This window comes from Weizmannia agrestimuris (assembly GCF_943193165.1).
Taxonomy (GTDB): domain Bacteria; phylum Bacillota; class Bacilli; order Bacillales; family Bacillaceae_C; genus Weizmannia; species Weizmannia faecalis.
In genome coordinates this window covers 1-26,247 of sequence record NZ_CALPDC010000041.1, presented here as the reverse complement: position 1 = coordinate 26,247, position 26,247 = coordinate 1, and the positions used below count along the sequence as shown (strand labels likewise).

The following is a 26,247-nucleotide window of genomic DNA, read 5'->3' as shown; positions in this document are numbered from 1 at the left end:
TCAACCGGGATATACGGCTTGTCTTTGGCGTAAACCGGGCTGATTTCCGCATTTGTATGGCGAATCAGATCCAGCGAATCTTCGTGCAAGATCGTTTTCCATTTTTCCACCAAGGCGGCCTGGTCCAATCGTTGCCTGAGAGTCGGGCTGGAAGGAACCCTCTGGATATCCAAAGCCAGTGCAAAAAAAGCATCATCACGGAAGGTTTCAATATTGCATAATCACTTTTTCCCTGGCAAAGCAAGCCGATATAAGATTTAGCCACATCACCATTGGAACAAGCCGGATACCGGGAGATATCAGGGAGTTTATAGGCATTCAACCTGGAAACTAAATTCGTTTGATTTAGTAAATTTCCTACTATCGCTAAGCCAGCTTGGGCAACAATTCGTTCTTTTGTGGGTTCTATCACAAACTTTTTCATGAGATCACCTGAATGTGGAATGAATTTAATTTGTCTGATATACCAATTATACTAAATTTTATGCGATTTGTTTGCCTTTAAGCGGAAATTTCGTCACGGATTCAGGTATTTGAAAGAACAAAGCAATAAAAATAAGAGAGTCAACCCTTCTCTTCAAAGTGATGGCTCTCTTATTCTACAAAATTCGACAAATTTCGGGTGGTGACACAGGTACCCAGAACTCAATGTAGAGAGCCCCAAGAGCGATTCTTACGGAGTAAGCCCGTTCGCCTTTAAATTTTTTCTTGAAGGTCTTGGCAACTCTATTATACCAAAGGTGGACGCCTTTTTTTATTTTAAAATACTATTTTACTTTCGTAATATGGGTTTATATGTCTTTAAAGCAACACTATAAGAAGTTAATAATATTGCTATATGTAGCCAAAGATAAAGCCGTAATATATTTTGCTTAGTTTGCAGTATTATTAACAAAAAAATTAAAGAATATGCAAGACCTTTTAAAATCAAAGAAAGATCTTTGTCATAAATTTGATTTGATAATTTAAGTGGCTTAATAATTATTGATACTATAAAAAATATAAAAGGCAAAAATCCAATTATGCCTACTGCAGCCAAAGACTCTAAAAATACAGAAGCACTATGGATAGATTCTGCAAGATTTTGGTTGGTGACATTGACATGATATATTAATTTCCCTATAGCAGGAGTTATTCCACCGAGACTGTAACCTATAATTGGACTTTTCAAGAAGATAGTAAAAGTATCTAAAGCTGAATTTATTCTACTTGTTGAAGAATAATCTGGAGAACCGCCAATACCAAGTCCAGCCAACAAAAATCTAATTTTATTAAAATCTACAAACTTAATAAAATAAATGCAAAAAAGTATTCCAATAATACCAATTATGGTAGTGTAACGTAATGCCTTTATTTTTATAACACCTTTAAATAATAAGTCTCTTAAAAAAATGAATGGATAACTCAAAAGACAAATTACCATCATTATCCACCCAAGCCTAGAAGAACACAGAACCAATGCTAGAGTAATTAGAAATATAAATATACGATATTGCTTTATAGTTAAAATTGTCGATTTATTAAAATATAAATATATCAGAAATGACCAACCAATTAACATATAAGTAGCATAGTAAGAAGGTTCATAAGAAAATCCATTAACTCGCGGGATATTACTAAACCACCATTGTTGAATGAGTGGTCGCCCAATACCTAATATAGGTGATACAAATTGAAATATACCGAATATCGCAACAAACACAAAGGAATAAACATATATTTTTACTAATTTTAGAATCAGGTTTTTAGTATTAAATATTTGAACCGTAGAAAATACTAAAGCAAGATTAAAAACAGCAAAAAGAGCATATCCAATACTTCTATTTAAATAAGTAGTATTTGGAATAAACAATAAAACAAATAGTACCCATAAAAGTAAACTATAAATACTTAATGGTTTAATTATCTTTTTTAAGTGTAAAGAAATTAATATACCAAAAACTATAGGAAAAATAAATACTAATTGTGCGAACCTAAATGAAAAGCCTACTATTTCTATATTCAGAAAAATATCAAAAGAAATAGTAAAAACACCAATATAATATAAAAAATATATAACTCTATACTTTTCTTCCATAAGATAATTTATGCCTTTCTTTTCTAAATATTATCTAGTGTATATAGAACTGAAGGATCTTGAAATTTCAGCAGTTTACAACAGATTTCCTAAGTGTGATCCCTTCATTGTAATTTTCCCAGTCGAGTCGCTCAATCTAGGCATAGCCATTAACAACAATGATGGAGACTTTTGAACGAACCGAACTCCACGTTTACCTTTGCCGGCAATCGGACGGGCATGCGGTTGAGAAATACTCACAATACGGTTGTCAATTCGGTGTGATTTCTTATTATACATTTCTATAACAAACTAAAAATCAAAATGTTAACTACTAAACACGTTTTTTCTTTTAAATCTGTTTTAATTTTAGTTGTTGAAATTCCTAAAGTTCTTGGCAAATAAATAACTTCACAATACTCTTTTAGATAATCAAATTTGCCCTTCCAGTCATCTCCCATAATCAGAATATCAACATTTTTTCTTTTATATCCTTTTCTTTTTGTTCCCAAGAGTATTCAGGAATTATTTCATCAACATACTTAATAGATTCTAACATGAATTTTCTTTTTAAAAAATCAAAATAAGATTTTTTTGTTTCAGCTGATTAAACTCGTCCGTTGAAAGTGCAACAATCAAGTAGTCACCCATTTCTTTTCCTCTTCGTAAAAGGTTAATATGCCCCCAATGAAGTAAATCAAAAGTTCCATAAGTTATTATTCTTTTCATAAACTTTATAACCCTCTCTTTCTAAACTATGATAACCACCAATAGTAATATTATCCTTAAAGTGTACAGATAAGGTAGATTGAACACTCTCTTTACTTTAGGTTATATTTTGAATCTACTTACTTTGAAATAATTTTTTATGCCCGAATTATAGATCAGTCTTGAATCTTCAGTAATGATTTTCACGTTTTTCCCTTTGTTATAATAATTCAAAAATCAATTCACAACTCTGTTCAAATTTATTGTTAAATATTTTTTTTTCTACCTCTTTAGGTACTATATATAAGTTATAGTTATTAAGCTTGTTTAAAAATTCACTTGTATTATATGCTATTTGATCTTTAAAAATCTTTTCAAAGTTTATAATAAATCCCCTGGATTCCTTGTATTTCTTAATATCAGCACAAAAGAAAATTACTGGCCTTCTAAACACCATAAAATCAAATACTGCAGAAGAATAATCTGTAATTAATACATCAGCAAAAGGCAAAACCTCCTGCACATTTTTATTATTAGGTATAAGATGTATATTAGAATAATTTGACGTACACAGCTTTCTTTTTTCAAATGGGTGTAACTTTATGTAAAAGTTTCCACCTTTTTCCTTCATAATTTCATTTATCTTATATAATGTTTGCTTGTCTAATATATCATTGGCAGAAAAGTCCCTAAATGTAGGCAAATAAAGAAAATTAATTCCTTCTTTAAAAGGAGATACTAGATTAATATTAAATTTTCCTGGGTTTATTAAAAATTCCATTCGAGGATAGCCTATGTTTATTATCTTTTTATAACTAATTTTAAAGCACTTTTTATAGACATCCATATAATATTCACTATTAGAAATCATGTAAGTTGTCTTTTTAGATTTCCAATAATTCATTATTCTACCTCTTAGCGGTATATTTTTATCTAGAAATTCAATTTTTTTTATAGGAATACCATGGTGAAGATTTATTACTTTAGTTTGTCTATTGTAAAATACAGGCAACACATCTGAGAGACTATGTGTAATAAATATTGCATTAGCTTTAAGTCCAAGTCTTAAAGCTGTCCAAGAAAAACAATATTCAGCCTGATATCCTTGATTTCTAATTTTACGAACGAGTTCTATATCTTTGCTAAGCCATATACAGTTAAATGATGTATACGTATTACCATATATAAAAAGATATTTTGAGTTATCATCATAAGCAGTTCCTCCTCTCGATCCAAATAATAATAGATTTGGATCTGTACGATAAAAATATCTTAAAAAAAATGAAATGAAATAAAAAAATACATATTTTAAATACTTCATATTTACCCCTCAATTATTTAATATATTTTAGTCTACCAATCATTAATCTAAACTCTTTTACTTTTAACATATATAGCATAAAGACGTAAATAATTATTCCAGCAAATATAGTTAGGAATAGATTTAAATAGATATTATTTGTAATTGGATAGATAAAGTAAATCTTATAAATTGAAATCCCCATTACTATTGAAGCTACTAATACTTTTAGTAGGCTTTTAATAGGAAAAATTTTTCCAATTTCTTTGTGTAATTTCTTTAAACTATTGCTATATAAAATTGTACATATTATTGTTGATATACTTGTACCTAGTGCTATACCTTTATAACCCAAAAAATTGACAAGAGTTAAACTCAATAAAGCATTTAATACAACGACTAAAACACCATTGAACATAGGGGTCTTTGAGTTACCAAAGGAGTAGAAAGCTCTGTTTAAAATATCTCTATATCCTAAAAATACCATACCAATAGAAAAGTATAGAAGGGCTGATGCTGTCATCTGAGTAGCTGCATTATCAAAAGAGCCTCTTTCAAAAACTACCATAACTATTGGTTTACATAAAACCATAGCACCAATAGATATAGGTATTGTTAAAATGCTAATAATATTTAATGAAAGCTTGGTAATATCCCCAAACCTCTTATAATTTTGATTTGTTATACTTTCAGATATCATTGGAAATATAACATTCGATACTGATAATGAAAAAATTCCATAAATAAAACCTATAAGCTTATCTGCATATGTTAATGCAGATATACTCCCTTCTTGTAATCCAGACGCTAACATTCTATCAATTATTATATTTATACTCTGGATTGAGACACTAAAAAAAGCCGGTAAAAATATTTTTGCTGCTTTTCTTACATATATATCTTTAAAATTAAGATAGAATTTATAAATAAAACCATGCTTTTTTGAAGAGAGAAATTGAACAACAAATTGTATTATTGAAGCAATTAATGTTCCGTAAATTAAGCTCTTTATCCCCCAAACATAGGTTAAAAGCAAAAACATTATTAAAATAATATTGTTAGAAATACCTAGCGTGGCTGCAGCATAATTTACTTTATTTGCTTGCAAATAAGACCTTAATATTTGAGATAAGGTTAAAAAAATAATAATTGGAAATGAAATTTTTCCAATTCTAATAGCTAAGTCCATAGTCTTATGATCAAAACCAATACCTAAAATTCCAATAATATATTTACTGAACAAAACTCCTATTACTGATAAAGCAATAGTTACTAATAATGAAACATGAAGTAAATTATTAATGAACTTAAGAGCATTGTCTTTTCCTTTGTGATTATTTAATTCCAAATAAAGAGGAATTATAACTAAGGAGAGAGCGCCTGTTACACTATAGAATATTGTATTTGGTATCATTGTACCAGTTAAATAAGCATCAGTTATATATGAAGCGCCATATATTTTTGCCAAAAAGACATCTTTAATGAATCCTAAAAATTTACTTATTAGCGTGAATAATCCCACAATTATAATGGCTATTCCAGTTTTTTTCATCTGTAACCTCTATGTTATAATGAATATTTCCTTATCTTCTTATTACCAATAAACAGTTTTCAATAAAATAATTAATGTGCCTAATTTCATGACTGATATTTAAATAAAATAGTTCAGACTCTACATTTTCAATCTTAATATATTATCTGAAATTTGCCAGTAGACCGAAAGTTAAGCTTAACTGATAAAAAATAATTCACTTTGCTTATCATACTACTTTTTAATTCTACTTCAACTTAAGGCTTTGATTTTACTAGTTCATATCTCCTACTAATACATTAATTTGTAATTAATCAATTTAATCAATTCTGGTAAACAGCTATAGTTTTGTTATTCTTGAATCTTCAGTTAATAATGCAATGTCGGATACTAGAATGAATATAACTGGTTGCTTTTGCAATACCAGAACTATATACACATTGATAAAATTTGAAAAGCCCTGGTTCTTACAAAGGCAACAAAGTCTCATTCCTACATCCTGTCAAGCACTGAGTGCAAATCTTCTTTGCGAACTTAACAATGAAACCAGGAATCATTCACCTGAAGCTATGACAGTTTTCCTCATATTTCTCCAAAAATACTAATCCACTATCCGACTAGGAATATCATAATCATTTTGTTGGACAATGCAAAGGATACATTAGCCGAGCTCTGGATTAATTTCAGGTAGCACACAAATCCCGTCTTTTTTGGTATTTCTTCTGTCTTACAGACCCGATTTAACTCTAATTAAAAGATGGAAAGATGAAGAAAATTTTGTTATAGTTGAGCAAATTAAAACCAACTTTAGTAAATTTATTATAGACGTTAATGATAAGCTGAAACAATTATTAACCGACTACATTGCGTAAAAATGTAAACTTCAAATTTAATTTTGTATTTTAATAAGACACTCGCTATAGCGAACGTGCTTAAATCCTGCTGTAACAAAGTCCTTCAATTTCCTGCCAGTCCATACTCAGCCGGACAATGTCTTCCTCTGTCAATTCAGACCCTGACTGAACTTCTATGATTTCCAATTCTGAAATGGCTTTGACTGCGTGTTTCTCCCCTGCTTGGATTTGTAATACATCCCCAGCTCTGACTGTTTGTAAGTGATTATTTAAAGCGACAATACCTTCACCCTTAACAACTATCCAAGTTTCTTTACGATCGAGATGATATTGATAGCTTAAATTTGCACCTGGACGAATGCAAACCTTCTTAATTAAGACCTTTTCATTGTTTTCATATTTGGTAAAATCTAAAACCCTGTATAATCCCCAGCGGAGTTCTTCATACATTGGGCGGTTAATAAAGTTGTCTGCAAATTCCTTTATCTTCGGACTTTTCTCCTTATCTGAAACTAGAATGCCATCTGGACTAACCACTACCACTGCATTCGGCACGCCTAAAACTGTTACTGGAATATTTAATTCGTTTATTAAATGCGTGTTTGAGCTGTCCTCACTTATTATTCCTTTGCCTATTTGGTTAGTTGCCATTTCTTCTGTTAACGTATTCCATGTCCCAAGGTCTTTCCAATATCCTTCGTATGGTAGCACGACAATATTATTCGTTTTCTCAACTACTTCATAGTCAAAGCTTATTTTTGGTAATGTCTCATATTTTTTCAATAGTTCATCATAATCCTCCGGGTACTGTTTTTTCTCAAGAAGATGAATCAAATAACCAAGACGAAATGCAAAAACACCACAATTCCATAGAGCACCAGTTTTTAATAATTTTTTTGCTTTGTCTTCATTTGGTTTTTCAGTAAACTGGCTAACCTTGATCCAATCTTTTTGATCTAAATCTTTTTCTTTTGGAATAATATATCCATATTTTTCGGATGGGTAAGTTGGTTTGACGCCTATTAGAGCCATGTCTGCTCCACTTTCATGAATAGTTTTTTCTAGATCTTTTATTCTTAAAAAGAAACTTGTTTCTACATAAGAATCCACAGGAAGCACAGCAATTACTTCATTTAAGTCAGTTTCCTGAACGGAATTGAAGTAAGAAGCAGCAAGTGATATAGCAGGAAATGTGTCCCTTCGATTTGGTTCTATAATTAATTCAACCTCATCTTTAAGCTGGCTTTTAATCATTTCGACTTGTGACCTGCTTGTTGCAAGTACAGTTGATTTGTCTAAACCAACAGTTTTTAGTTGATTCCATACTTTCTGTACCATTGATATTAACTGGCCTTCTTCATTTTCGAGTACTTTTAAAAACTGTTTTGAACGGGAATCATTCGATAATGGCCATAATCTTTTTCCTGATCCTCCGGAAAGTAATACTAATTTCATTATTTAACCACTTCTTTCAGATTAAATTTTTCTTCTAATTTGCTGTCAACAAAAGACTTAAATTCTTTTTTAAAACGGCTCGATGAAAATTTTAATGCATGATCCCTGCAGTCAGAGGATTTAATATTATTTCCATAGCGTTCAAACTTGTTTACTGCTAATAAGATAGAACTCGAACTTTGTTCTTTAAAGAAAATGCCAGTTGGACATTCCTTTTGGTCGAGCCCTCTTACCGTCTCTAGCGAACCGCCTTTTCCATATGCAATAACAGGCGTACCACATGCTTGAGCTTCCACCGGGGTAATGCCAAAATCCTCTTCGGCCGCAAATACAAAAGCTTTTGCTTTCTGCATATTTTCCTTCAACACTTCATATGGCTGATACCCCAAAATTTCGATGTTTGGCCCAGCTATGGATTTAATTTTATCAAAATCAGGCCCATCACCAATTACAACCAGTTTTTTATCTGGCATTTTATTAAATGCTTCCACAATAACATCTATCTTTTTATAAGGAACCATCCGAGAAGCGGTTAAATAAAAATCCTCCTTCTGTTCTTTAAACGTAAAATTTTCAACATCAACCGGCGGATAAATTGTAGCTGCTTCTCTTCTATATACCTTTTTAATCCTGCCTGCTATAAAATTCGAATTTGATATAAAATAATCCACACCATTTGCTGTTCTATAATCCCAGTTCCGAATAAGGAAAAGAATATATCTTGCAATGACCCCCTTTAATCCTTTATTCAATCCCGATTCTTTTAAATATTGATGTTGCAAATCCCACGCATAGCGGATAGGGGAATGTACATAAGAAATATGTAGCTGATCAGGCCCGGTAATAACACCTTTAGCAACAGCATGGGAGCTTGATATAACTAAATCATATTTAGATAAATCAAGTTGTTCAATTGCTAAAGGCATAAGAGGTAAATATTTTCTATACATTTTTTTGGCAAATGGCAGTCTCTGTATAAATGAGGTTTTGACTGTTTTATTCATAATAAACTCTCTATCTTTCTGATCTACAAAATCTATTAAACTAAACAAATCTGCGTCAGGATAGACTTGTAAAATTTGTTCCAGTACTTTTTCCGAACCTGCATATGTAACTAGCCAATCATGAACAATTGCAATTTTCATTTTTCAAGTACCCTTTCTATAACTAGGCTTGTTTCTTTTGCGCTTTGTTGCCAAGAAAAATGGTTTATTCTACTTAATCCTTTTTCAATGAGCTGTTTCCTTATTTTTTTATCATAAATTAGATTTTTCATCTTACCCGCTATATCTTCAGGATTATAAGGATCAACGTATAAAGCTGCTTCTCCGCAAACTTCTGGTAGTGAAGCAGCATTAGAGGAGATAACCGGACATCCTAATGCCATGGCCTCTAGAGGCGGAAGACCAAATCCTTCGTAAAAAGAAGTAAAAACTAAAGCTTCTGCGTGCTTGTAGTAACTTTTTAAACCTTCTTCTGAAACAAAACCTGTAAAATGGACTCTATCTCCCAGTGGCTCTGCCATTTTAAGAATTTCATTGTCACCCGTTCTAAAGCCATCCTTTTTCCCAATGATAACTAAGTCATGCGGAATTCTGTCCATTATTTGCTCGTATGCTTTTAATAAGTTTTTAAGATTTTTATGCGGCTTGACATTTCCAACAGCCAAAAAATAAGGCTTTTCATGCAATCTTTGATGTATCTTGCTATTTTTCCATGTTTGATCCATCCCATTATGGATTTTATATATATTATTTTTTTGATGGTTTAATAATCTGGTGAATTCATCCTTTGTAAATTCAGATACACAAATAATGGCATCGGCATGATTTCTAACAGCTCGATACAGCAAGTTTGCATATAGTTTTTTATGAAAGCCCTTTACATATTCAGGGTTGGCTATATGAAATACATCATGGACTGTAACTAGCATTTTCCCGCTGTATAAAATTGGTATATTGATATGAGGAACCCACAAAAGAGATGTTTTTTTTGGAATTTTTTTTAAAGAAATAAGTTGTTCAGCCGGGGAATATATTGGCGCAGTAAATTCAACCTTATTAACCTTTCCATGAATAAAGTTTATTTCGCTTAAATTCCCCATTAAAGTGAAATCAATACCATCCAATTCATTAATGACTAAAGGAAGAACATTTTTTATATAAGTACCGATACCTGATGCGTTTATCATTCTTGTATCGATTGTTATATGTGATTTCATATACATAGCCCCCTGCATCAGTATCCGATTTAACAATGTTTGCTATAGCATTCTCTATATAATTAATTTAATCAAAAAAATCGCTTTTGATAATAATTTTTCTAAATTGACATTATATATATGTATTATATTAGAGATCTTTCATCGAGAATTAGTTAGATAGTTACTTATAATAACTATACAAATAGGGTTCTTCTCAATTGAACAGTGAAAAAACTAACCATTTTTCAAATTAAGTATTCTTCAGAATTTTTTAATTTTCCTAATAACGAACCAGATATGGAACTTTCATCGCTAGTCTTTTCGTTTTTATCTCATATTTTTATCTAAAAGCCCTGCAATTTTAAAATTTCAATGGATATTTCAATAATCGAATTTTAATATCTTTGCGACTTGAAGCAGTACATGGAGGTTTTTCCATCTGCAACTGATCCAATAAACAAAACATTTACTTTATTCTTTTTAAAGACTTGTACACCAAACTTTTCTTTTTTAAGCATCTACTATTTCGTTATTATATAAAATGAATCTAAGTTTTCACATTAAGACCTAGCACCAATTTGCATGATTACTACTTTTTACACAAGGCAATAGAGTAGCAATGTTTAGTTCATCTTATATAGCTACATTTATTTCCAGAAATGTATATAGCCAATAAATTGTTTTTACACTCTTTCACACAACGGTAACTTTTTGGACTTTTCCTGAAGAGTTTTTAGTAACTTATCTTTAGAATAAAAATCATCTGCACTGAGAATAATTGGATATTGCTTTTGTTTTCCTAATTAAAGAAAGATAGGTATAAAATATGAAGGTAAATTATAACCATAAATATATTCAGGCAGGTGGGCAAGCATGTCTTTCTTAAAGACAAGAAAGATTTTATAATTTTTACTACTTTTCCCAAATTAAACCTTGTGATTCTTCTATTTTTTCAACAACAAGCTAAAGCTTTAGAATTAATCAAATTGTTGCTTCGAACCATCATCTTTTAGATCTTCATAATAACTTTGATTAATTTTTTTCATGTATTAAGCAACTCCTCCGTGTCACAATCGTCTTAGTCAAAAATATCACCGTTAATTTTTTCTATAATTATTAAGACCGGTTTAATAAACCTGTTGACTTTATATAGTCGCTTAGACCCTATTATTTACTTGAGTCATTAAATATTTTAAAATTTAATAAGCTCCTTTTCTTAATAAAACCTGCCAAACTGTTAGTAAAAAAATCTTAATATCTAAATGGATAGATTGGTTGTATACATAATATAATTCTAAATCTACTCTTTCTGGATATCCTACCTCACTCCGGCCACTTACTTGCCAATACCCAGTAATCCCCGGCTTAGCAGAAAGAAAAACATCTTTCTTAACACCATATTCTTTTAGTTCATCTTGTACAATTGGCCTTGGACCGATTAAGCTCATATTTCCTTGTAAAACATTAAAAAGCTGTGGAAGTTCATCCAGACTTGTTTTTCTTAAAAAGCTCCCTAATTTCGTAATTCGAGGATCTTCGTCTGGTTCTAGTTTATAATTATTCTTTATATACTTTTGATATAGAACCTTGTTTTCCTTTAATTTCTTATCCGCATCTACAATCATCGATCGAAATTTATAAATATAAAAAAGTTCACCGTTCTTTCCCACTCTTTTTTGTTTAAAAATAAGTGGACCTTTATTTTCACCAAATAAATAGAAGACACTAATGAATAAAAATAGGGGTGATAAAATGATCAAAGCTATGAAAGAGATAACTAAGTCAATAGACCTTTTACACGTAGCATATACTTTTGAGTTATTCGGTATATTAACAGATATTTCTTTCGAATTAGATTGAACTGACAATTTCTTGCTATATCCCAATTCAGACAAGTTCGCTACTCCCCTTCTTTAAAGAATTTAGCCTTTCTTCCAAGAAATGAATTAGTTCATCGTTAATCTCATTATGCTGTAATGCAATGTCAATTGTTGAAGTCACAAACCCTAACTTCTCCCCAACATCAAATCTCTTTCCTTCAAACTGATAAGCAAATACTCTCTGAATCTGATTCAACTTCTGAATCGCATCTGTCAACTGAATCTCCCCGCCAGCACCCTTTTCTTGCTTATCTAAGAACATAAATATCTCAGGAGTTAAGAGATATCTGCCGATAATAGCAAGATTAGAAGGAGCTGTCCCTTGTTTAGGTTTCTCTACAAATTTATCAACTTGATAACTGCGTCCATTTTGTGACGCCGGGGAAATAATCCCATACCGATGTGTTTCATTTTCCGGCACTTCCTGTACTCCGATTACAGAGGAATGTGTTTCTTCATATTGATCAATGAGTTGTTTTAAGCATGGTGGATCGTTTTGAACGATGTCGTCGCCAAGCAGGACCGCAAATGGCTCGTCGCCGATAAAGTTGCGCGCACACCAGACAGCATGCCCCAGGCCGAGCGGTTCTTTCTGCCGGATATAGTGGATATTGGCTAAGTTGGATGAATAGCGGACTTTTTCCAGAAGTTCGAACTTCCCTTTTTCAGCAAGGTTTTGTTCGAGTTCCCAAGCGTTGTCGAAATGGTCTTCAATTGCGCGTTTTCCTTTTCCGGTTACAATGATGATGTCTTCGATGCCGGATTCAACGGCTTCTTCGACTATGTACTGGATCGTAGGCTTGTCTACAATCGGCAGCATTTCTTTCGGCATGGCTTTTGTTGCAGGCAAAAATCGTGTTCCGAGCCCTGCAGCCGGGATAATTGCCTTTCTCACTTTTTTCACGTAAATTCCTCCTTATTCTAATTGATTTTTAAGATTTGCGCAGTGCGATAAAAACAATCGATGTTTGTTCTTCCAACATTCGGGTATAAAAATAATTATCGGGCATCTAACCCGCCCTCACACCACACTCTTGACGACAGGCGTCTAAGGTGCACACACACCCACAGCATGGCCGAGTGCCTCGCACGATAACGGATGAGAGACATACCCGAAAACAGCTGTTCCAAAATCAAACAACGTTGGATAAAACTGTTTGCTAAAAACAGCGGAGCAGCCCACATAGCATCATTCATCTACCCGGAATGTTAAAAAAGAAAGCCGATTAAAACAAACCAAACAATTTCTTTTGTTTTACCGGCTGCGGAATTTCTCTGTAGATAGCTTGGTCTTTGGCAAGCAGTTCGGCGTTTTCCGTAAAGAAATAGAGCATATCCGCACCGTATTTCTTTTCAATTTCGTCCGCTGCTTCATCCATTTTAAAAGCACGCGTTTTTACATTATGGGCGTCTGATGCAAGAAAATGGGCGAGATTTGCTTCAATCAGCTGTTCGGTGAATTTTTTAATCTTTTTCCCGAAAGCGCCTGTTAAGCTTGCAGCCGTAATTTGGGTCGCCACACCATTATTCACCATTTCATACAGCCGTTCCGGATGCTGGATCAGCTCTGCGTTCCGCTCCGGATGCACGATAATCGGCATTAAGCCCTTCACTTGTATCTCATATAAAAGGGTTTCCGCATAGCGCGGCACATGCCCCGAGGGGAACTCGATAAACAGGTAAGAAGTGCCGGCCAACGTTTGAATTTCGCCTTTTTCATAGTCTTGCAAAATTTCGCCGTAAATCCGGTTTTCCTGCCCCGGCAGAATTTCTAGATCAATCTGTTCTTCTTTCAATCTTTTATTTAACTCATTTACTTTTTGAATGATTCCAGTTTTGCGGTTTTCATATTTTCCATTCATATGATGAGGGGTAGCAATAATCTGCTTGATCCCCTGGGAGACGGCTTGTTTTGCCATATCAAGGCTGTCGTATATCGTTTGCGCACCGTCGTCAATTCCCGGCAAAATATGGCAATGAATATCCATCATCCCGTACCCCTCCAAACATGTTAAAAAATGAAATTTCGTTTCAATGAAAACCAAACCCTATACAAAATTATAGTGCATTCTTACCATTTTTCAATAGTGATTGGAAAACTTTTCACGCAAATATTGTCAATCTTTTCCGTAATAGTAATAATAATGCGTGTTTTGGGTTTTCTTGTTGTTCAGGACAACGCCAAGCAGATTGGCATTGGCAGATTCCAGCAATTCTTTTGCCTTTTTGACAGCTTCCACTTCCGCTTTCCCGCTTGAAACGACAAGAATCGTGCCATCACACTGATTGGTCAGCACCTGCGCATCGGTCACAGCCAAAACCGGCGGGGTATCCAGTAAAATAATGTCGTACTGTTCTTTTGCTTCTTTTAAAAATTCCTTCATTGCCCGTGAGCTTAACAGTTCTGCCGGGTTTGGCGGAATTGGGCCGCTCGGCAGGAGATGCAGATTTTTCACATCACATTTTGAAACAGTCTCCAGCAATGTCCCCTGCTTGGTCAAAACCGTTGTCAGTCCGAATGTATTGGTCATGCCGAACGTATAATGGACGGTCGGACGCCGCAAATCGGCATCGGCGAGCAGCACCTTTTTTCCTTGCTGGGCAAAAACGACAGCGAGGTTGCCGACAATCGTCGATTTCCCTTCTCCAGGCCCGCTTGAGGTAACCATCAGAAGTTGCAGGTCATTGTCAACGGAAGAAAAACTGATATTTGTACGGATTGTCCGGAACTGTTCGGAAATCGGTGACTTTGGATTTAGCTTTGCGATTAATTTTCTTCTCGTGTTCAACAGCTTTGTTTTTTTAGGCGCCAACCGTCTCAACCTTTCCTTTTGTTTTTTTTCCTGCACGGTGCAAACCATTCAGTTCCTGATCATCAATCTGCCCGATCACGCCGAGGACAGGCAATTGCAAAATTTGTTCAACATCTTGCTCATCTTTAATCGTATTGTCGAGGTATTCAAGCAGAAAGGCAATCCCGACACCCGCCATCAGGCCGACCACAAGCGCAATTGCAATATTTAAAAGCGGTTTCGGGCTGACAGGTCCCCCGGGCACTTGTGCTTTTGAAATGACAGTCACATTGTCGACTTTCATAATGTTTTTGACTTCTTTTTTGAACACTTCCCCGATTTTGTTGGCAATTTTGGTTGCCATATACGGGTTTGTATCTTTTACTGTCAAGGTAAAGACTTGTGAATTTTGCTCCGTGCTGACTTCAATTTTGCTGTTCAGTTCGTCTGTTGTCATGTTGAGTTTCAGTTCGTCAATCACTTTATCGAGAATGGATGGGCTTTTAATAATCACATTATATGTATTGACCAGCTGAACATTTGTTTGCACGGCATTAGTGGTATACATCGTTTGGTCATCGCTTGCTTTATTGACAAGGATTTGTGTCGAAGATTCATAGACAGGCGTCATCACAAAATAGGTCACAATGGCCGTCACAATCATCGCCCCCAGTGTAATCAGCGCGATCATGGAAAGCCGTTTGCGCAGCACCTGCATCAATTCTTTTAAACTAATTGTCTCTTCCATAAGTTCCTCCCTTTAGATCTGCAGCACAAATGCGAAATAGATAGAAAACTATCATACATTATATCATAGATCCTCCCGAAATTTGCGGGAAACTGAAATAAATTTAAACAATTTGATACACTTTGTATTAAACCACAATATTTTGCAAAAAGAAACCGGTTGAAAAATCTTTCTGCCTTTACCTGTGGCGGATTTTCTTTCACTTTTGGTTGTGCAATTTGTCTTTTTTTGTCATAATTTTTGTAGGTTCGTAAGGACGTTACACATGAGAATGAGCGGGGGTATGAGAGATGAAAATGTTTACGGCGATTTTGTCGGTTGTTGCCGCCATTGCCGTATTTGTAGCCGGGCACCTGTACTGGGAGTATAAAACGGATCCAAGCCGTTTCAAGCCGGCTTCTCGGGAAGTGAAAGCGGTAAAGGCAAAGGCGGAGCCGGCTGCCGGGAAAAAGCATGAGGCAAACAAAACAGACAAGCCGGCTTCTTCCCTGGCTGATTATACGAAAAACTGGCCTAAAAAAGCCCGGTCGGATTTTAAAACCGCGCTTTCCAAAGAGCGTGCCTACAAAATTGCGATTGTCGGTTCGGATGCGATGGGGGCGGATACGAACGGCTGGGGGCCGCAGTTGAAACAGGCATTGCAAGATGCGTACGGCAGCTATGTGTCGGTTTCCCTTTTTGCCTATCATTTAAATTCCGATGAGTTTATCCGGGAAGGCAAGTATAAAGACGTCGCCCATTTCAAACCGGATCTCATTTTGTTTGAGCCGTTTATTTTAATCAACAACGGGGCTGTGGCGATGGACAATCAGCTTGAGGATATCAAAACGGCCGCTGCTGCCTGGGGTGATGCAGTGCTTGTGATCCAGCCGTCATACCCGCTCTATAAGGCGGCAAACTATCCGGCGCAGGTGAAAGAGCTTGAATCGTACGCAAAAAAAGAAGGCTACACGTATCTGGACCACTGGAAAAACTGGCCGGATCCGGACAGCGACGCATTTAAATCGTATGTCACCTTTCAAAACGGCGAGCAAACCTCCCCGAGCAAAAAGGGCACAACAGCATGGTACGACTACTTGCGCAAGTTTTTTATCGCAGATTGAGGAAACCGTTCGGCAGCCTTGGGAAACCGGGGTGCCCTGGACGGGGGAGGCAAGGGCAAAAGCGGCGAACACCCAATCATCGTGGATGCTCGCCGCTTTTTTAGTTTATCAGTTTTTAGTTCGTTTCATGTTGCTTTCGCTACCCCGGATGTATTGCCTTCACGGGCACGCATTCAGTGCTGCCTCTCTTTTTGTTCCATATTCTTTTTGATTTTCTCGAGGGCTTGCCTCCGCCATTTTTTTACCGCCTCCGCGGACTTGCCTTCGCGGGATGCGATTTCGCCTTGTTTCAGTTGTTCATAAAAGGCAGCCACTACCCACTTTTTCTCTTTTTCCGAAAGGCCGTCGCAATACGACAGCAACGTTTCAAGTTCAAGCGGGGGGCGGAGCGACTCGTCCACTTTCACATTCCAAAATTCCTCTTTCGGGTACGCAAACATTTCTTCCTCCCTCCGCTTTTTCGTAAGTTCAGTCAGCATTTTCCCGCGGATCGTGTTGTATGCGTAACTTGTGAATGACCCTTTGTCATCCTGCCTGTTTTGATACGCTTCCCACAGTGCAATCATGCCGATCTGCTCAAATTCATCGATGTTTTTGTAAATGCGGAGTTTGCGGATCATATGAAAAATCATCGGCCGGTATTGCCGGAGCACTTCTTCAAAACTTTCCATTTTGCTTCCCCTTTTGGAAAGCGCGCTTTCCTTGAATTCCCGGGTTGATTGTAAAATAACAGGTTCAAAGGGAGAGGGCGAACCGGCAATGTGCATCTTTTCGTTTCCAAAACATCCAGTTTTCCGCGCGAAAATTTAATGTTTTTTTAAGGGGAAACGTGAAATTTTGCCCAAAATTTACACGGATTATAAATAATAACAAAATTGTAAATTCATACTTTATTTTTTTGGGATTTATAGTATAATAGGACCAGGGAACAAATGATATCCCTCTCTTTCAGGGGAAGGATATTTTGGCAGCAGCAAGACACGGCACCCCTGGCCTCCTGCCCTTCATACAGAAGAGAGGGAATGCACAATTGACAACAGGGGGGAGTTTTTTAGATGAATAAAACAGATTACCTCATTAGAGAAGAAACGATGGCGCTGGATACCGCATTTGACCCGGAATATCAGACAATCATTTATGATCAGGACGGCGTTTTTCACTCACGGAAGAGCAAGCTTGAATTGTTGCGGGAAGCTTGCATTCATTACCGGATGTGCGATTTTGAAGGCGTTCTCAAAGGCACAAAACAAATTTTTAACTTTAATAAGGCACCGGTTGTGTTGGGGGATGGTTTGATTGCAACGCCGACAAAATCCCCGAGATCGTATGACTGCCAGTTCATTTTCCTGGCAAACGTAATAGACTTTGATGCCACGGCGGACGGCCTTTATGTTACTTTTTCCAATCAGCAACAGCTGAAACTGAACTGCTCCGTGCATACTTTTCAGAAACAATTCAGCCGCACGATTATTTGTGCCGGCTATTACTATGGTCTCGGAAAATACATACCATGGAAGAAAATTATCTAGAGGCTATTTTCCGATAGTTTGAGAACGGGCGTGCAATCGTTGAAATTGGGCGCTACGCCGAACGCACATCCACTCTGCAACACCATCCAACTTATGTACGCATGCGTTTCCTTCATTCCAATTTTGGAGCTGGACGGAGATGATGCGCATGCGTTCCCTTTACCCACCGATTACTCACGCTCCACAAAATATCACAGCTCTGTTGCCTGCTTCATGCAAATGGGTGCTCGAGCTTGTTGTAAAAGCTTAAGTTCATTTTTTATATGAACTCCTATCTCCTTCTTCTATTGCAAATTTCCATATTTTTTGATTGTGTCGGTCTCCCCTATTTGATTTGGCCAGGATTGTGAAGTGCCGATCCTGTATTTTGGTGTGACTGACTAAATTTTGAACATGACTTTGATTTGTATTTTTTCTTCCATTTGCGCCGGGCCGGATGTCAAGCCTATCCACCCATATCTTTTGCATTTTCCGTTTATCGGCCTGTGATCAGGGAATAGGAAAGATGAACAATATGCATGGGAGGAATGAAAATGGATCAAGACTCCATGAAGGACAAGCTAAAAGGAAAAGGGAACAAATTGAAAGGCGAAGCAAAAGATACTTGGGGTGAAATCACCGGCGATGCGGAAAAACAAGCTGAAGGCAAAATGGATAAATTGAAAGGCGAGGCCCAGGACTCGGTCGGTGATGCAAAAGACCGCCTCTCCCGTAAGTAAGCCATTTGCTTTTGGTAAGATGCTGGAAGGCAATGGAGCTTTTGGACTTCCAACACGACGAAACGGTTTAATGCGGATTTGACGCCCATGCCGTAAAGGATTCGGTACGAGCGGAAGAATCAAAATCAGCCGCTGTCGCCGTACATTTTCAGATAGATTTTTAAGCCCGGATATCGAAATCCGGGCTTTTTCATGTGGATATTTCCGTGGAAATATTGCTGGTTTTGTCGAAATTACGCCTATCCTGTCATCTTATCATGCCCGCAAAACGCCAATTTTTGCAGCGTATGGGAATGTTAGGCTTTGGCATGGGTTGTGACAATGCTGGCCGAATTTTAGATACAAAGTTTTCTAAAAACGCACCCGGAGCTGATTTAACGTAGACGTTCCTACCACAGGGAACGTGGCAGCTGAAAGCAACTGGCGAAATTTTATAGAAAGATGGCAGGGTCAAATATTTTCGCGGGTCTATTCTTCTATCATATCGAAGAAGGGCTTGCAGCAAATCGAATTTGTTCAGAAAATCCTGTTCAACATGCACGGTTGCCCATTTTTCATTGAAATGTTTCCCGTGGAACATTGCGGGCGGAACAGAAAAATCGGGTTAGCGCAGATTTTGTCGAATCATTTGGTTCTTTGTAAAAAGTAACATAGGGCTGGCCCGGAAAAAGTCATAAAAAACAGCATGAGTGTCTATATGAAGAAAGTAACGGGTTTTTAAGCTGCTTGTTAACGTAGAGCATGTCTAGGTTAAGAAAGCGGCGGGAATTTTGCCTGTTCCTTAACATAGAGCCCTTCTATATTAAGATAGCAGTCAGGTTTTCGAGCGTTACTAAACATAGAATCTCTCTTCGTTAAGAAAGCAACGGCAGTTTCAGCTGCTTGTTAATGTAGAAAACATCCATGTTTCTGCTGCATGGCCGTTTCTTGCTTTAAAAAACCCAAAGCGGGCCGGGGCCCGCTTTGGGGGTCATACCGCCAAGTATCTTGCCTCCGGTTGATCCTATTCCTATACGGCAATGGCAAAGGCGCTTCGGTTATACCGCAAAGTATCTTGCCTCTGGATGGGAGAACACGAGCGCGGTGACGGCGGCTTCGGGTTCCATCATGTAGCCTTCGGTCAAGTGGAGGCCGATTTTTTGCGGTTGCAACAATTTAAACAGTTTGGCCTGGTCTTCGAGGTTCGGGCAGGCCGGGTAGCCGAAAGAGTAGCGCTGGCCCTGGTATTTGGCGGCAAAGCGTTGCTGCATTGTGAAATCAGCCGGGTCCGGGAAGCCCCATTGGCCGCGTATCAGTTCATGCAGTCGCTCGGCGAAACCTTCTGCCGTTTCGAGGGCAAGCGCCTGGAGAGCATGACTTTTGAAATATTCGCCCGCTTCTTTCAAATAGCGTGCATGATGGCGGATGTTTTTGCCGGCGACGACCGCGAACATGCAGACATAATCTACGACCCCGCTGTCCACGCTCCGGACATAATCGGCAAGGCACAAATACGGCGGCTTTGCCTGGCGTGGGAACGTGAATCGCTCTAGGACGGATAAAGATTTCGGATCTAATGTACCAGGCTCTCCAGCTGGTTCATAAACAATCAAAGTATTCCCATCCGACTGGGCAGGGAAAAACTGGTATACAGCGGAGGGCTGAAGCAATTTTTCTTTCATCACCCATTCGCGCAGTTCATCCACCTGCTGTTTCAACTTGAGGGCGCGTTCGTCTCCCTCCGCAAGCAGCTTTTCGACGCGGCCTTTCAATCCTAAATGGTGGCCGAGGAGCATTTGCATGTTCACGTAGGGCTCGATATGGGCAAGCGGATAATTGCGCAGCACATGCCGCTTCAAATCCGCCGGCTGGTATACCGGCGCATCCGGGGATACCGAAGAACGGCGCGGTAAAGTCGCAACAGGTGCCCCGCCGGCATTCACGGCCGCCACCCTGGTCCCGCCGCTGCGCTGATTGGCAAGTTCCGTTTCGAGCGAGCTGCGTTCCGATTCATCCTGCAATTTGTTCGCAAGCGTGAGGCCCTCCATTGCGTCTTTTGCATACAGCACAAGCCCCTCATATTGTGGAGCGATTTTATTTGCCGTGAATTTCCGCGACAGGGCTGCGCCGCCGACCAATATCGGCTGGCGGATGCCCGCTTCCCGCAAATCCTGGGCAGTGACGACCATTTGCTGGGCGGATTTGACAAGGAGGCCGGATAGCCCGATTACATCCGGTTTCTCTTTACGGACGGCGTGGATAAGATCAGCCGGCGCCACTTTGATGCCAAGGTCGACCACTTTATAGCCATTATTTGACAAAATGATGTCGACCAGATTTTTGCCGATATCATGGACGTCGCCTTTCACGGTTGCGAGCAGCACTTTCCCTTTTGTGCTTGTTTCATTTTTTTCCATAAAAGGCTCAAGGAATGCGACGGATGCTTTCATCACTTCCGCACTCTGCAAGACTTCTGCGACGATGAGCTGGTTGTCGTTAAACAGGCGGCCGACTTCCGCCATCCCGTCCATAAGCGGGCCGTTGATAATGGCGAGCGGATCCGGGTATTCCTTCAAAGCCTGTTCAAGATCCGGGATGAGGCCTTCTTTCGTCCCTTCGACAACGTAATTCGCAAGCCGTTCGGCAAGCGTCATCGTGCTCTTTGGCGCTTTTTTCTCCTGCACCTTGCCGCGGTAATATTCGGTGAACGCGGCGAGGGCTTCGTCACTCGTTTCAAACAACAGTTTTTCGGCCATTTTCACGTTTTCTTCCGGGATGGACGCAAAACGTTCGAGTTTTTCTGTGTTCACGATGGCGTAATCCAGCCCGGCTTTCGTACAGTGGTAGAGAAAAACTGAGTTTAGCACTTCACGCCCGGCAGGTGGCAGCCCGAATGAAACATTGCTGACGCCGAGGATCGTCTGGCATTCCGGCATTGCTTCTTTGATGAGGCGGATGCCTTCGACTGTTTCTTTTGCTGCGCCAAAATACTGCTTGTCGCCGGTGCCGGCCGGGAACACGAGCGGGTCAAAAATGAGATCACGCGGGTTGAGCCCGTACGTATCGACGAGCAGGTCATAAGAGCGGCGCGCTATCTCAAGTTTCCGTTCGGCAGTGACAGCCATCCCCTCTTCATCGATCGTGCCGACGACAACGGCACCCCCGTATTTTTTGAGGAGCGGGACGACTTTTTCAAACCGTTCCGTCCCGTTTTCAAGGTTAATGGAATTGACAATGCTTTTTCCCTGGCAGTATGTAAAAGCTTTTTCGATTACGTTTTCGTCCGTGGAATCGATCATAAATGGCACTTTCACTTTTTTTACGGCGATCGAAATAAAATTTTCCATATCGCTGATTTCATCGCGGTCCGGGTCGGCGAGGCAGATGTCGATGATCTGTGCGCCGTTTTTAACCTGGGTGCGGGCAATTTCGCTCGCTTCTTCCCATTTGCCTTCCGCGATCAGGCGCCGGAACTTGCGCGAACCGATGACGTTTGTGCGTTCGCCGACAAAAATCGGGCGGGTGGACGGGTCATCGTAAATAAAGGGTTCGATGCCGGAGACGGCGTGGTGTTCTTGTTTTGCAGGCTGGCGCGGCGGGAGCCCGGCAAGTGCTTCATTCAGTGCTTTGATATGGGCAGGTGTTGTGCCACAGCAGCCGCCTGCGATGTTGAGCCAGCCTTTTTCGGCGAAGCCTTTCATTTTGACAGCGAGCGATTCCGGTGTTTCGTGGTAATGCCCTTCTTCGTCGGGAAGCCCGGCGTTCGGGTAGCAGCTCACTGCCGTTTTGGCGAGCCCCGCGAGTGTGCGGATCGAGTCGGCCATGAACTCCGGGCCGGTCGCGCAGTTAAGCCCGACTGCGGCCGGCTGCATATGCTCGACGGAAATGTAAAATGCTTCGATGTTCTGGCCGGCAAGCGTTGTGCCCATCGGTTCGATGGTGCCAGAGATGAGAAGCGGCAGTTTTTTTCCGGTTTCGTTAAATGCGTCCGTAATGCCAAGAAAAGCGGCTTTGACGTTCAGCAAGTCCTGCGATGTTTCGAGAAGGAGCACGTCGGCCCCGCCTTTTATGAGCCCGCAAGCCTGTTCCTGGTAAGCGGTTTTGAGCGCGTCAAAAGTGGTGCCGCCTGTGACGGAGAGCGTCTTTGTTGTCGGGCCCATCGAACCGGCGACAAACCGCAGCCGGCCGGGTGTGGAAAATTTTTTGGCAGCCTGCTTGGCGATGCGCGCGGCTTCGATGTTGATTTTTTCAGCGAGATGCCCGAGGCCGTACTCGTTAAGGACGATGGACGTTGCGCCAAATGTGTTCGTTTCGATGATGTCGGCCCCCGCTTCGAGATATGCTTCATGGATCGAGCGGATGATATCGGGCGCTGTGAGATTCAAGTGTTCATTGCAGCCTTCGTATGCTTCGCCGCCAAAATCTGCGGCGGAGAGGTTTTGCTGCTGAATCATCGTCCCCATCGCCCCGTCAAGGATGAGAATGCGGTTTGCAAGCTGCTGTTCAAATAACGTTTGCCCCATGAAAAATTCCCCCTTTGGTCTGTTGCTTGGTTGCACGTTTGGTGTGTTATATTCCAAAAAGATAGTTTGCAAGGTTCATGCTTTCTTTTGCGGACATTTGAGACTCCCACGGTTAAAGTCGTAAGCCCCAGATCTTACGATGTGACGGGTGGGATTCTTGAATACTTAGAGCTTGCTGAACGAATCCGACGCTGAGTTTGTGTCCAATTTATCTGCAACCTCTTTCTCAAAATATAGAAGAATCCTTTTGCGAAAAGGGATGATTTGATCTTCTCCATACGTTGAATCGGCTTTCGCGTGCAGGCATTTCCCTGGATTTGTTGTAAATCCCTTGCATTAAATGGTTGCCAAAGCTGTCAGCAACCTTTCCAAGTCTAGGAATTTTGCTTATTCAGCAAGCCCTACTTAAGCGTTCGCAGTCCATTTCTGTTGTAAAAGACTTTGCTTAGACGATTCCTGCGCCTCGCACTGCTGTTTTTTCGTGGATGTAGCGTGTGCATTCTACCGTCAGTTCGTAGCGTTCGAGCGGCGTAATTAAGTAAATGCCGTTGAAGTAGCCGAGGGCCGCGTCGATCAGGGTACGGCTGATCGCAAGGCTTTCTTCACGCGCTTTCGCAGGGTCGCCATTTGTTTTTTCCATCGCCGCCAAAATATCATCCGTCAGTGTGATGCCCGGCACTTCATTGTGCAGAAAGACCGCGTTCCGGTAGCTGGTAAGCGGCATAATGCCAAGATAGATCGGCGCGTCCAAATGCTTCGTTGCTTCATGGATTTGCTCGATTTTTTCCGTGCTAAATACAGGCTGGGTGATAAAATAATCGGCACCGTGGCGGATTTTGCGTTCCAACCTCCCGACCGTTTTATCGAGATTGCGGACGTTCGGGTTGAATGCTGCCGCGACGGAAAAATTCGTTTTCCGCTGAAGCGATTTGCCGGAATGGGAAATGCCATCATTGAATTGCTTGATCATTGCGATCAGTTCCATGGATGACAAATCGTATACGCTCGTCGCTCCCGGGAAGTCGCCGATTTTTGTCGGATCCCCCGTGATGGCAAGCACCTGGTCAATCCCGAGCGCGGCAAGGCCCATTAAGTGCGACTGCAGCCCGATCAAATTGCGATCACGGCATGTAATATGAACAAGCGGCCGGATGCCATGTTTCTCTTTTAAAATCGCAGCAATCGCTGTGTTGCTGATGCGCGGGCTCGCAAGCGAATTGTCGGCCATTGTGAGGGCATCAATGCCGGATGCCTGCAACGCTTTTGCTCCTTCGAAAAAGCGGGCCGTGTTCAGCGTTTTCGGTGTGTCCAATTCGACAATGACGGAGCGGCGTTTTTTTACGATTTCATGCAACGGCGGTTCGTGCTGCGCCGGGGCGGCCGCGATTTCAATTTTCGGTGGGCGGACCGTTTTTTCTGTGACAGGCAAAAGCCCCTGCACCCCGTCTGCGATTGCTTTGATGTGAGCCGGGGTCGTGCCACAGCAGCCGCCGATCAGGCGCACACCCTGTTCGACCAGTTTTTCGGCGCATGTTTTAAAATAATCGGCGTTATTTGTGAACGTGAACCGGCCTTCCTCGTAATCTAAAAGACTCGCATTCGGGTATGCGGACAAAAAGGCACGCTTCGGTATCGGGATTTCTTCGAACGCCTGGATCATGTGGTGCGGGCCGAGCCGGCAGTTTAGGCCGGTCACATCAGCGCCGCGGTTTTCAAGTTCCTTGAAAGCATCGCGGACCGGGGTTCCGTTTTGGAGCACGCCCGGTTCGATAAGCGAGAACTGGGCGATGACCGGGACATCCGCTTCTTTTTTCGCAATGTCTACGACCGTATACAGTTCTTCCGCGTCAAAATACGTTTCCAAAAGCAGGGCATCAACTCCTTCGTTCAGGAGGTGAAAAATCTGCTCGCGGAACGTACGCTTGATTTCGGCAAGTGTTGCTTCGGTTTTACGCTGGCCGCGGATGCCGCCGACTGTGCCGAGTATGAATGTATCGCGGTTTGCCGCTTCTTTTGCGATCCGGACGGCCGCTTTGTTGATATCTTTTACTTTTTCCTCCAGGCCATACTGTGCTAGCTTGATATAGTTGGCGCTGTACGTGTTTGTCTGGATGACAGATGCGCCTGCTTCGATATAGGCGCGGTGGATCGCGTGGATGTCTTCCGGATGGGTCAGGTTGAATGACTCATAACATGTGTCGGCGCCGTATGCATACAGCAGTGTCCCCATTGCCCCGTCCGCAACAAGGATGCGGTTTTTTAACGTTTCGAGAAGGTCCAAATTTTTACACTCCCTTTGAATGATATGAAAAAAGCCTCCCAGAAAAGGAGGCAAGATGACAACATGCTCCTTATCTTTTCAGGTATACCTGTTGGATTTAGCACCGTGCCGTATGGGCTGGTTGCTGAGGTTTCATCGGGCCAAGTCCCTCCGCCTCTCTTGATAAGGCTATTCGATTGAACGTACTTAAAATTTTGACTTATTTATACTTTACACTTTGTCGGGTGACATGACAAGGGGGAAATTGAAATTCATATTGGATGCGGTTTCGCCCCTATTGTCTAATTGGCTTTCTTTTGTCTTTTTGAGCTCTCCAAAAGGACAATTCGCCCCTGATCCGACTCTCTTTTGTCTTTTTGAGCCATTCAAAAAGACAATTTGCTCTTGGTCCGGCTTTCTTTTGTCTTTTTGAACTCTCCAAAAGGACAATTCGCCCCTGATCCGGCTCTCTTTTGTCTTTTTGAGCCCTCCAAAAGGACAATTTGCTCCCGGTACGGCTCTCTTTTGTCTTTTTGAGCCATTCAAAAAGACAATTTGCTCTTGGTCCGGCTTTCTTTTGTCTTTTTGAACTCTCCAAAAGGACAAT

At 40.0% G+C, this 26,247-nt stretch carries 17 protein-coding genes, 3 pseudogenes and 1 riboswitch; of the genes and pseudogenes, 3 read left to right on the top strand and 17 right to left on the bottom strand.

Annotated elements, in window-relative coordinates; translation table 11 throughout:
• Window positions 1-772: 772 nt before the first annotated feature.
• The 13 genes and pseudogenes from NFR98_RS12885 to NFR98_RS12825 all read right to left on the bottom strand — a co-directional run bounded on the left by NFR98_RS12885 (window position 773) and on the right by NFR98_RS12825 (window position 15,527).
• Entirely contained in the window at window positions 773-2,077 is a 1,305-nt protein-coding gene (locus tag NFR98_RS12885) for an O-antigen ligase family protein (RefSeq protein WP_251460281.1), read from the bottom strand.
• Window positions 2,078-2,150: 73 nt separating this feature from the next.
• Window positions 2,151-2,359 (bottom strand): annotated as a pseudogene (locus tag NFR98_RS12880) (IS5/IS1182 family transposase); the annotation flags it as partial.
• Window positions 2,359-2,785 (bottom strand): annotated as a pseudogene (tagD, locus tag NFR98_RS12875) (glycerol-3-phosphate cytidylyltransferase). The pseudogenes tagD and NFR98_RS12880, both read right to left, overlap by 1 nt.
• Window positions 2,786-2,984: 199 nt before the next feature.
• Window positions 2,985-4,085, bottom strand: a complete 1,101-nt coding sequence (locus tag NFR98_RS12870; protein WP_251460279.1) for a CDP-glycerol glycerophosphotransferase family protein — start codon at window positions 4,083-4,085, stop codon at window positions 2,985-2,987.
• 13 nt (window positions 4,086-4,098) lie between these two features.
• The gene (gene murJ, locus NFR98_RS12865) at window positions 4,099-5,616 is read right to left on the bottom strand and encodes a murein biosynthesis integral membrane protein MurJ (RefSeq protein ID WP_251460277.1); all 1,518 of its coding nucleotides are present in this window, start codon (window positions 5,614-5,616) and stop codon (window positions 4,099-4,101) included.
• Window positions 5,617-6,527: 911 nt separating this feature from the next.
• The gene (locus tag NFR98_RS12860; RefSeq protein ID WP_251460275.1) at window positions 6,528-7,904 is read right to left on the bottom strand and encodes a sugar phosphate nucleotidyltransferase; all 1,377 of its coding nucleotides are present in this window, start codon (window positions 7,902-7,904) and stop codon (window positions 6,528-6,530) included.
• Entirely contained in the window at window positions 7,904-9,049 is a 1,146-nt protein-coding gene (locus NFR98_RS12855) for a glycosyltransferase family 4 protein (RefSeq protein WP_251460273.1), read from the bottom strand. Before NFR98_RS12855 ends, NFR98_RS12860 begins: the two co-directional genes overlap by 1 nt.
• Window positions 9,046-10,125: a glycosyltransferase family 4 protein gene (locus NFR98_RS12850; RefSeq protein ID WP_251460271.1), complete on the bottom strand. Its 1,080-nt coding sequence runs from the start codon at window positions 10,123-10,125 to the stop codon at window positions 9,046-9,048. The genes NFR98_RS12855 and NFR98_RS12850 overlap by 4 nt, the downstream gene beginning before the upstream one ends.
• Before the next feature lie 1,181 nt (window positions 10,126-11,306).
• Complete coding sequence (locus tag NFR98_RS12845; protein WP_251460283.1) at window positions 11,307-11,948, bottom strand: sugar transferase; 642 nt, start codon at window positions 11,946-11,948, stop codon at window positions 11,307-11,309.
• Window positions 11,949-11,994: 46 nt separating this feature from the next.
• A complete protein-coding gene (galU, locus tag NFR98_RS12840; protein WP_251460268.1) occupies window positions 11,995-12,891 on the bottom strand; it encodes a UTP--glucose-1-phosphate uridylyltransferase GalU in 897 nt (298 codons plus the stop codon).
• Window positions 12,892-13,213: 322 nt separating this feature from the next.
• On the bottom strand, window positions 13,214-13,978 hold the full coding sequence (locus NFR98_RS12835; RefSeq protein ID WP_026684679.1) for a tyrosine-protein phosphatase: 765 nt from the start codon (window positions 13,976-13,978) through the stop codon (window positions 13,214-13,216).
• A gap of 126 nt (window positions 13,979-14,104) precedes the next feature.
• On the bottom strand, window positions 14,105-14,800 hold the full coding sequence (locus NFR98_RS12830; RefSeq protein ID WP_026684678.1) for a CpsD/CapB family tyrosine-protein kinase: 696 nt from the start codon (window positions 14,798-14,800) through the stop codon (window positions 14,105-14,107).
• Window positions 14,790-15,527 (bottom strand): YveK family protein, encoded by a 738-nt coding sequence (locus tag NFR98_RS12825; protein ID WP_017550935.1) that lies wholly within the window; start codon window positions 15,525-15,527, stop codon window positions 14,790-14,792. Before NFR98_RS12825 ends, NFR98_RS12830 begins: the two co-directional genes overlap by 11 nt.
• Window positions 15,528-15,817: 290 nt before the next feature.
• Here NFR98_RS12825 and NFR98_RS12820 point away from each other — a divergent pair, with 290 nt between their 5' ends.
• A complete protein-coding gene (locus NFR98_RS12820) occupies window positions 15,818-16,630 on the top strand; it encodes an SGNH/GDSL hydrolase family protein (protein ID WP_251460266.1) in 813 nt (270 codons plus the stop codon).
• A gap of 173 nt (window positions 16,631-16,803) precedes the next feature.
• On the opposite strand, the gene NFR98_RS12815 is transcribed toward NFR98_RS12820, so the two are convergent.
• Entirely contained in the window at window positions 16,804-17,397 is a 594-nt protein-coding gene (locus NFR98_RS12815) for a sigma-70 family RNA polymerase sigma factor (protein WP_118499219.1), read from the bottom strand.
• A 288-nt stretch (window positions 17,398-17,685) separates the two neighbouring features.
• On the opposite strand from NFR98_RS12815, the gene NFR98_RS12810 reads away from it, so the two are divergent.
• Window positions 17,686-18,159 carry a competence protein ComK gene (locus NFR98_RS12810; RefSeq protein ID WP_251460264.1) on the top strand — a complete coding sequence of 158 codons (474 nt, stop codon included), beginning with the start codon at window positions 17,686-17,688 and terminating at the stop codon, window positions 18,157-18,159.
• Window positions 18,160-18,692: 533 nt separating this feature from the next.
• Window positions 18,693-18,878: a CsbD family protein gene (locus tag NFR98_RS12805; RefSeq protein ID WP_014096248.1), complete on the top strand. Its 186-nt coding sequence runs from the start codon at window positions 18,693-18,695 to the stop codon at window positions 18,876-18,878.
• Window positions 18,879-19,915: 1,037 nt separating this feature from the next.
• Here the strand turns inward: NFR98_RS12805 and metH are convergent.
• From metH to NFR98_RS12790, 3 genes and pseudogenes are all read right to left on the bottom strand, one after another.
• Complete coding sequence (gene metH / locus NFR98_RS12800) at window positions 19,916-23,380, bottom strand: methionine synthase (RefSeq protein WP_251460261.1); 3,465 nt, start codon at window positions 23,378-23,380, stop codon at window positions 19,916-19,918.
• 445 nt (window positions 23,381-23,825) lie between these two features.
• Window positions 23,826-25,661, bottom strand: coding sequence for a bifunctional homocysteine S-methyltransferase/methylenetetrahydrofolate reductase (locus NFR98_RS12795; RefSeq protein ID WP_251460259.1), 1,836 nt, complete (start codon window positions 25,659-25,661; stop codon window positions 23,826-23,828).
• Window positions 25,662-25,728: 67 nt separating this feature from the next.
• Window positions 25,729-25,830, bottom strand: a riboswitch (SAM riboswitch).
• A 41-nt stretch (window positions 25,831-25,871) separates the two neighbouring features.
• A pseudogene (locus tag NFR98_RS12790) lies at window positions 25,872-26,247 on the bottom strand (hypothetical protein); the annotation flags it as partial.

What these genes read in the sequence shown, in the direction of transcription:
- NFR98_RS12850 (WP_251460271.1), bottom strand. Translation starts at nt 10,125, where the DNA reads ATGAAATCACATATAACAATCGATACAAGAATGATAAACGCATCAGGT.
- NFR98_RS12825 (WP_017550935.1), bottom strand. Translation starts at nt 15,527, where the DNA reads ATGGAAGAGACAATTAGTTTAAAAGAATTGATGCAGGTGCTGCGCAAA.
- NFR98_RS12855 (WP_251460273.1), bottom strand. Translation starts at nt 9,049, where the DNA reads ATGAAAATTGCAATTGTTCATGATTGGCTAGTTACATATGCAGGTTCG.
- NFR98_RS12805 (WP_014096248.1), top strand. Translation starts at nt 18,693, where the DNA reads ATGGATCAAGACTCCATGAAGGACAAGCTAAAAGGAAAAGGGAACAAA.
- NFR98_RS12835 (WP_026684679.1), bottom strand. Translation starts at nt 13,978, where the DNA reads ATGATGGATATTCATTGCCATATTTTGCCGGGAATTGACGACGGTGCG.
- NFR98_RS12820 (WP_251460266.1), top strand. Translation starts at nt 15,818, where the DNA reads ATGAAAATGTTTACGGCGATTTTGTCGGTTGTTGCCGCCATTGCCGTA.
- NFR98_RS12870 (WP_251460279.1), bottom strand. Translation starts at nt 4,085, where the DNA reads ATGAAGTATTTAAAATATGTATTTTTTTATTTCATTTCATTTTTTTTA.
- metH (WP_251460261.1), bottom strand. Translation starts at nt 23,380, where the DNA reads ATGGGGCAAACGTTATTTGAACAGCAGCTTGCAAACCGCATTCTCATC.
- murJ (WP_251460277.1), bottom strand. Translation starts at nt 5,616, where the DNA reads ATGAAAAAAACTGGAATAGCCATTATAATTGTGGGATTATTCACGCTA.
- NFR98_RS12810 (WP_251460264.1), top strand. Translation starts at nt 17,686, where the DNA reads ATGAATAAAACAGATTACCTCATTAGAGAAGAAACGATGGCGCTGGAT.
- NFR98_RS12885 (WP_251460281.1), bottom strand. Translation starts at nt 2,077, where the DNA reads ATGGAAGAAAAGTATAGAGTTATATATTTTTTATATTATATTGGTGTT.
- NFR98_RS12815 (WP_118499219.1), bottom strand. Translation starts at nt 17,397, where the DNA reads ATGCACATTGCCGGTTCGCCCTCTCCCTTTGAACCTGTTATTTTACAA.
- NFR98_RS12860 (WP_251460275.1), bottom strand. Translation starts at nt 7,904, where the DNA reads ATGAAATTAGTATTACTTTCCGGAGGATCAGGAAAAAGATTATGGCCA.